Origin of the sequence: Azospirillum sp. HJ39, from assembly GCF_041507355.1 — a bacterium.
GTDB classification, from domain to species: Bacteria; Pseudomonadota; Alphaproteobacteria; order Azospirillales; family Azospirillaceae; genus Azospirillum; species Azospirillum thiophilum.
In genome coordinates this window covers 1-5,266 of the sequence record NZ_CP167903.1, presented here as the reverse complement: position 1 = coordinate 5,266, position 5,266 = coordinate 1, and the positions used below count along the sequence as shown (strand labels likewise).

The 5,266-nt window shown below is 61.7% G+C and carries 9 protein-coding genes; 6 read left to right on the top strand and 3 right to left on the bottom strand.

Annotation, left to right across the window (positions count from 1 at the left end):
• Window positions 1-163: 163 nt before the first annotated feature.
• Complete coding sequence (locus tag ABMY26_RS00905; protein ID WP_372394004.1) at window positions 164-388, bottom strand: helix-turn-helix domain-containing protein; 225 nt, start codon at window positions 386-388, stop codon at window positions 164-166.
• Between the two features lie 110 nt (window positions 389-498).
• Here ABMY26_RS00905 and ABMY26_RS00900 point away from each other — a divergent pair, with 110 nt between their 5' ends.
• Window positions 499-858 carry a hypothetical protein gene (locus ABMY26_RS00900; RefSeq protein ID WP_372394002.1) on the top strand — a complete coding sequence of 120 codons (360 nt, stop codon included), beginning with the start codon at window positions 499-501 and terminating at the stop codon, window positions 856-858.
• Window positions 859-1,211: 353 nt separating this feature from the next.
• Here ABMY26_RS00900 and ABMY26_RS00895 read toward each other — a convergent pair whose 3' ends face one another.
• Both ABMY26_RS00895 and ABMY26_RS00890 read right to left on the bottom strand, forming a co-directional pair.
• Window positions 1,212-1,613 carry a hypothetical protein gene (locus tag ABMY26_RS00895; protein WP_372394000.1) on the bottom strand — a complete coding sequence of 134 codons (402 nt, stop codon included), beginning with the start codon at window positions 1,611-1,613 and terminating at the stop codon, window positions 1,212-1,214.
• Between the two features lie 14 nt (window positions 1,614-1,627).
• Window positions 1,628-2,629, bottom strand: coding sequence for a helix-turn-helix transcriptional regulator (locus ABMY26_RS00890; RefSeq protein ID WP_372393998.1), 1,002 nt, complete (start codon window positions 2,627-2,629; stop codon window positions 1,628-1,630).
• Window positions 2,630-3,217: 588 nt separating this feature from the next.
• Between ABMY26_RS00890 and ABMY26_RS00885 the strand changes: the two genes are divergently transcribed.
• The 5 genes from ABMY26_RS00885 (at window position 3,218) to ABMY26_RS00865 (ending at window position 5,259) form a co-directional block, all read left to right on the top strand.
• The gene (locus tag ABMY26_RS00885; protein WP_372394013.1) at window positions 3,218-3,427 is read left to right on the top strand and encodes a hypothetical protein; all 210 of its coding nucleotides are present in this window, start codon (window positions 3,218-3,220) and stop codon (window positions 3,425-3,427) included.
• Between the two features lie 176 nt (window positions 3,428-3,603).
• Window positions 3,604-4,041, top strand: a complete 438-nt coding sequence (locus ABMY26_RS00880) for a hypothetical protein (protein WP_372394011.1) — start codon at window positions 3,604-3,606, stop codon at window positions 4,039-4,041.
• Between the two features lie 86 nt (window positions 4,042-4,127).
• Window positions 4,128-4,400 carry a hypothetical protein gene (locus ABMY26_RS00875; protein ID WP_372394009.1) on the top strand — a complete coding sequence of 91 codons (273 nt, stop codon included), beginning with the start codon at window positions 4,128-4,130 and terminating at the stop codon, window positions 4,398-4,400.
• 27 nt (window positions 4,401-4,427) lie between these two features.
• Window positions 4,428-4,838 (top strand): MazG-like family protein, encoded by a 411-nt coding sequence (locus ABMY26_RS00870; RefSeq protein ID WP_372394008.1) that lies wholly within the window; start codon window positions 4,428-4,430, stop codon window positions 4,836-4,838.
• A 1-nt stretch (window position 4,839) separates the two neighbouring features.
• The gene (locus ABMY26_RS00865; protein WP_372394006.1) at window positions 4,840-5,259 is read left to right on the top strand and encodes a hypothetical protein; all 420 of its coding nucleotides are present in this window, start codon (window positions 4,840-4,842) and stop codon (window positions 5,257-5,259) included.
• The last annotated feature ends 7 nt before the right edge of the window (window positions 5,260-5,266 follow it).

Genomic DNA, 5,266 nt, shown 5'->3' with positions numbered 1-5,266 from the left:
GTCCGACACTCTCTTTTGGATTGCACATGACGCGAGACGTTCGCGCCCTCATATTGACGCCATGCCCGAAGCCCACCGGACGCAGCATCGACATCCGCACGCACAGACCCGTCAGCCCAAAGCGGGCCGGCGGGGGCGCGGTGTTGCGGCCGTCGGCGGGCATTCAAAGCGACGCCTTCGAAAGGTCGACGTTGAAAGTCGGCGGAATCGTATCTTCCAAGCGCCGGACAGTGCTGAAGCTGGTCTTCCATCCAGCCTTCTTGATGTTGCGCAATGCGCTACGGGACACTCCCGCCCGCGCAGCCAATTCCTCGACGGACAGTTGCTCGGCAGCCATCCACGCGAGGATGCGGAATTGCACCGCGTTACAGGTGTTGGGGGTAATCATGAGGGGCGACGATATGGCATAATTATGCCATCGTCAACCAGCATCGGGATTACCGCTTCGCAACTATTTTTCATAAGTATGCGAGCGCATAAATCTGCGGTGCGTGCATAATGGCGCACATGGTGTACGATGAAGATGGAATGGGACGATACCGCCAAGTAATCCTCAATGTTCTTGAGGAGTTAATGGCGGCTGGCGTCGTGAACAGCTTAAACGACTGGGCTAAAAAGGCCGGCTTTGGCTCTTCTTCAGTCGTGCGCAACTTTATGAAGGGCGACTCGCGCAGCCTTTCAATTGAGACTTACGCAGCGCTTGCGGCTGTCGCAAACTGTCCTATTGCTGTGCTCTTGGGCGAAGATGTTCCGCGCACTGAAAAAGAACGTCTCATTCTTCAGGCTTATCGGAAAGCACCTCAGCCGGGAAAGACCGCAATTGAAGCTCAGGCGATGAGAGAACTGAACGCTGAATAACCAGCGCTCCGCTGTATTCCAGCAATCGATCCAATTGAGCTTCTGTCATAGCCGACAGCATCGCTGCGAGCCGAGCTTCTCCAGCATCGTCAAACAATTCAGGCATTGATGAACCCTTGCTTCGATGGGAACGATGAAGCCAAGTAGGGGTTCTCCATGATCAACAAAAACATCAACATTTGGGCACCCCTGAGCTAATCTGCCGCCTACCGTGCGCCGGTCAGCGGAGCCGAGTTCAGCCACGCGCCGAAATAGCCCGTGGTTTCTCTGGTTGGCGGCTCGCCAAAGCCGCCACAGTGAAAAGGCGCCCAAACGCCTGAGTAACCTCCGCCTGCGCGCAGGCGGTCACTGCGTTACGGCATGCGGAAACATTCGGCCCCGGCCATCGGATCGGTCGCCATCGCGTCCCGCGCCATCAGATCACCGTACGGCACCAGCTTGCGCGTCAGGTCGTAAGCGAGCAACCACTCCGCGGTGCCATAGACGCCCGGCTTATGGTCGATGACGTCACCAGTCAGCGCGGCACAATCCGCCGCATACTGGCGTGGCAGGGCCATGTGCGCATGCCACGCCTTGTCCACCAGCTTCGTCGGCACCAGCACCGCATGCGGGTACTGGGCGGATGTCGCCAGGAACTGACGGTACATCTCGGTCGCCCGCACCGCCTCACGCTGATCCATGCCATCACGCACCAAACCGGTAGTCACCGCAGTCAGGTCCAGGCCTTCGGCAATGGCACCTTTGTCTTCGTTCATGCAATTGTCTCCAGTTAATTGCCGCGCTTCCGGGCGGCACCGGCCACCGACGCCAATACGGACACCCAACGCGACAACTCAAGTTGACCACGTGGACCGTTGATCTTCTTGAAGATGTTCGAAAGCTGTTCCCGTCCGGTTGCCGCCGATTTTCCCAATTTTTTGGATGCTTCCTCGTTCGTGTGCCCGCTGCCGATTTCGACAGCCAGTACGGCTTCCGCCTGGGTCAACCCGAACTGGTTGCGCAGAAGGCGCGATACCGCCAAATCGTCCAGTTGCGCAGTAGACACCGCAACGATGGCCGCCACTCCAGGCTGATCGGCACCCATCGTGATCGAAACCGCATGAGGCGCGCCAGGCCGGGAGCCGGCCACATGCAAGAGGGACCGCCCGCCGGCGAGTTGGCCGCCGGCTGCCATAGCGATGGTACGTGCGAAAAACGGGTCCAAGGCCGAATCAACCGCGCGGAGGCGGCGAGTGTCATCGACCAGGAACCCGTCGCCGCGGTCGCACAGGTTCACCGCTGCGACGTTGGCATGCAACAGCCGGCAGTCTGGCGAGACCACCAGGACGGCCAGCGACAGCGTGTCCAACGCTAGGGAACAGCGAGCCGCTTCTTCACGACGGCGAATGGCCTCAATCACACCGGTTATCGGCTGGTCGCCTGTGAAATAGTGCTCTAGCCCTGCTCGTTCCGGCGCAACGCGCAGCTGCACGCTCCATCCGGACGTTAGGCGGGCATGTGTACAGATCAGCCGGCGAGGATGAGTTCGCGTGAACTCCAATCGCTCCCGCTTCCGTCGCTCCCGCGCAAAGGCCAAATGGCTGGTAAGGTCGGAAGACGTGCTAAGGTCCAGCCTCACCCCACATTCCCACGACTTTCGCAGCAGACTTTCAAAGGTCTGCGGGCGATCAAAATCGCAGAATGCATAGACTTGCCGCATACCATCACTGGCATAGCGGCACTGATCATGTTCATCGAAAATGACCAACGGCGCATCCAGGCGTGCAGCCATCACTGCCAGATCGGCGAAAGGCTTTGGAATGTCAGGCGGTACCTGTAGCATGACGAAAGATTATTACCCGTCTTGTTACGCACGATATCAACGTTAGCAGTGACCAATGGAAGATGCATCCCACATGTGACGGGTACGTGAAAATTGCGGGGAAGCTCACAAGTCCGCCATATCAGGGTATATCTGATAGGATCATTTATTAGCACCAAGCATAACAATGCCCTGAGTGCTCGCGTCGCATGGTTTCGACTCGGCAGCGTTGCAGCCGACGCGCGAGTAAAAATCAAAACAGACTCGCAGCAGTGAGCTTCGGTTCGTTCGCAGCTCGCTGGATTACCGACCAGCACAGTTGGCATGTTTCAGGCGGTCCAGATCAGGAGCCGTGGCCTCGAATCATCACGATCCTACCGAAGCGGCAATCCATCCGAACAGGCAGACGCGCATAAATGGCATAATTATGCATTGACATATTGGCATAATGATGCCAACCCTTGATGCGTTCGGGCTACTGGTTACCCCGAATTTTCTCCCAAACCTGACCCGGCAGGCGGGGCCTGACGCCTGCCGGGGCCTTCCCGGAGCCCATTCATGAAGCACCGCCATACGATGCGCAGCCCGTCTGACCTGCACCCGACCGCCCGCGCCATGGGCCGCAAAATCGCCGACCTGGGCTCGGCCGGCGACCCCGTCACCGATACCGACCTGCTGACCGATTTCAGTGCCAGCGACCTCGCCAAGCATGCCGAAGCCGCCCGCGGCTACGCCCGGTCACTGCTGGGCGCGCGCCGCGCCGCCTGACCGGGGCGGCGACCCGAGCGGGTGCGGTCTTCTCGCCGCGCCCCTTCTGGCCGCCGCCGCAGTAGGCAGCGGGCGCGGCTGGCGCAATCCAGCCACATAGCGTGTGTCCCAGCCAGTGACCCCCGGCTTCGGCGGAAGTGCCGGGGGTTGCCGGGACCGCACCCCGAGACTTCGACATGACCGACACCACCACCGATCCGGTGGACGGCGGAGCTTTGCCCGCCGTACCGCAGACGCACGATCCCGATCTTGAGGCGATCTACCGCCTGTGGATCGACATCATCCGCGAAGCGCGCATGCTGGGCGGTCGCGACGCCGCCCGCCGGCTGTGGCGGTCCTCGCCCCTGCCGCCGCTGGACGCCACCAAGTCCAAGAAGAAGGGGGACGAGCCGCCGGACTGGGTGGACTCCTTCCTTGCCGACTGCACCGAACCGGCCCCCGGTGCGCGGCTGAAGGTCTCGGCTCTGTGGGAAACCTACGTCGCGTGGTGCAAGCCGCGCGGCCTTGAGCCGATGCGCCAGAACGGGCTGATGCGCCAGATGACGGCGCGCGGCCTGCGTCGGCAGAAGACCAGCTGCATGTATCTGGTGAACCTGCGCCTGCGGGTGCAGTGATGCCGAACCCCAGCAAATCCGCGGCGTGTACACGCGTTCCGCCAGATGGCCCAGGAATAGCCCCTGCGCCTACGGCCCGTGGGTCGGTGTGCCGGGAGTGTGGAGCCGTCTACACGGCCACCGATCTGGCGCAGGAATTTTGCAGCCCGTTCTGCCGCGTCGCCTGGAACAACCGGGCGCGGCTGCGCGGCGCGAAGCTCTACGAAGCGGTGATGACATGGCGCGTCCTGCGCCAGCCCGGCGCATTCGCCGTGGTCACGGCCCTTGTCTCCGACTTCCTCGACGAAGACCGCGCCGCCGGCCGGCGGTGGCGGCCCCGCACCTTCAACCCCAAGACCGGCCGCCGCGAGCGGCGGTGATTCACACTCTGACAGGAGAAACAAGCCATGGGCTACATCACGGATGGGCTGACCTTCAACGCGCTCCGCGGAGCCAACACAGCCCGCCTTCCTACGTTCAAAAATGCTCAGGGCCAACCGGCTCATAGCCAGCCGGACGGCTCCGACTGGTCTCTGAACGACTGGATGACCGCGGTTGCCGGTGAGACCGGGGAACTGGCGAACCTGCTGAAGAAGGTTCGCCGCGGAGACCTGTCGCTTGAAGAGGCGCGCCCGTCCATCGCCAAGGAACTCGCGGACGTCGTCACCTATCTGGACTTGCTGGCGATGCAGTGCGGCGTGAACCTCGGTCAAGCGACCATCGACAAGTTCAACGAGGTTTCGGCCCGCGTCGGCAGCCCCATCCGCCTGAAGGCCGATGATTGGTACTACGCCCCTAACGCGGCGGAGGGCCGCTGAAATGACCAAACAGCAGAACCTACACCGGGCGGGCATGTCCGCCGTCGCCGATCTGGAAAAGCTGATCGACCGGCTGAAGGAAGCCGGCCCGTGCCCGCTGGACGGGCGCAACGCGCTGATGAACCTGCTGCAGCGGATCGAAGGGGCGCTGAACCGCTTCCCGGCCGACAATGCCCAGCCCAAGGGCGAGCGCTGGAGTCCCGGCGAGTACATTGGCTTCATGCAAGAACTTGCGATGGACTGCGGGTTCAAGAACATCGACAACGAGGCGGACGACGGAAGCATGGAATGCGCTCCTGAAGCTTTCACTGATTTCGTGAACACGCTTCTTGGGCACGCGGATGGAATCCGTAGCCGCGTGGCGTTGGTTGATATCCCGGCGATCACATCCAAGGGAGAGCGGGCGGAGGGCGGCCAATGACCGTTAT

Coding starts and splice junctions, on each gene's coding strand:
- ABMY26_RS00900 (WP_372394002.1), top strand. CDS start 499: ATGGCGCACATGGTGTACGATGAAGATGGAATGGGACGATACCGCCAA.
- ABMY26_RS00885 (WP_372394013.1), top strand. CDS start 3,218: ATGAAGCACCGCCATACGATGCGCAGCCCGTCTGACCTGCACCCGACC.
- ABMY26_RS00880 (WP_372394011.1), top strand. CDS start 3,604: ATGACCGACACCACCACCGATCCGGTGGACGGCGGAGCTTTGCCCGCC.
- ABMY26_RS00895 (WP_372394000.1), bottom strand. CDS start 1,613: ATGAACGAAGACAAAGGTGCCATTGCCGAAGGCCTGGACCTGACTGCG.
- ABMY26_RS00870 (WP_372394008.1), top strand. CDS start 4,428: ATGGGCTACATCACGGATGGGCTGACCTTCAACGCGCTCCGCGGAGCC.
- ABMY26_RS00905 (WP_372394004.1), bottom strand. CDS start 388: ATGATTACCCCCAACACCTGTAACGCGGTGCAATTCCGCATCCTCGCG.
- ABMY26_RS00890 (WP_372393998.1), bottom strand. CDS start 2,629: ATGGCTGCACGCCTGGATGCGCCGTTGGTCATTTTCGATGAACATGAT.
- ABMY26_RS00865 (WP_372394006.1), top strand. CDS start 4,840: ATGACCAAACAGCAGAACCTACACCGGGCGGGCATGTCCGCCGTCGCC.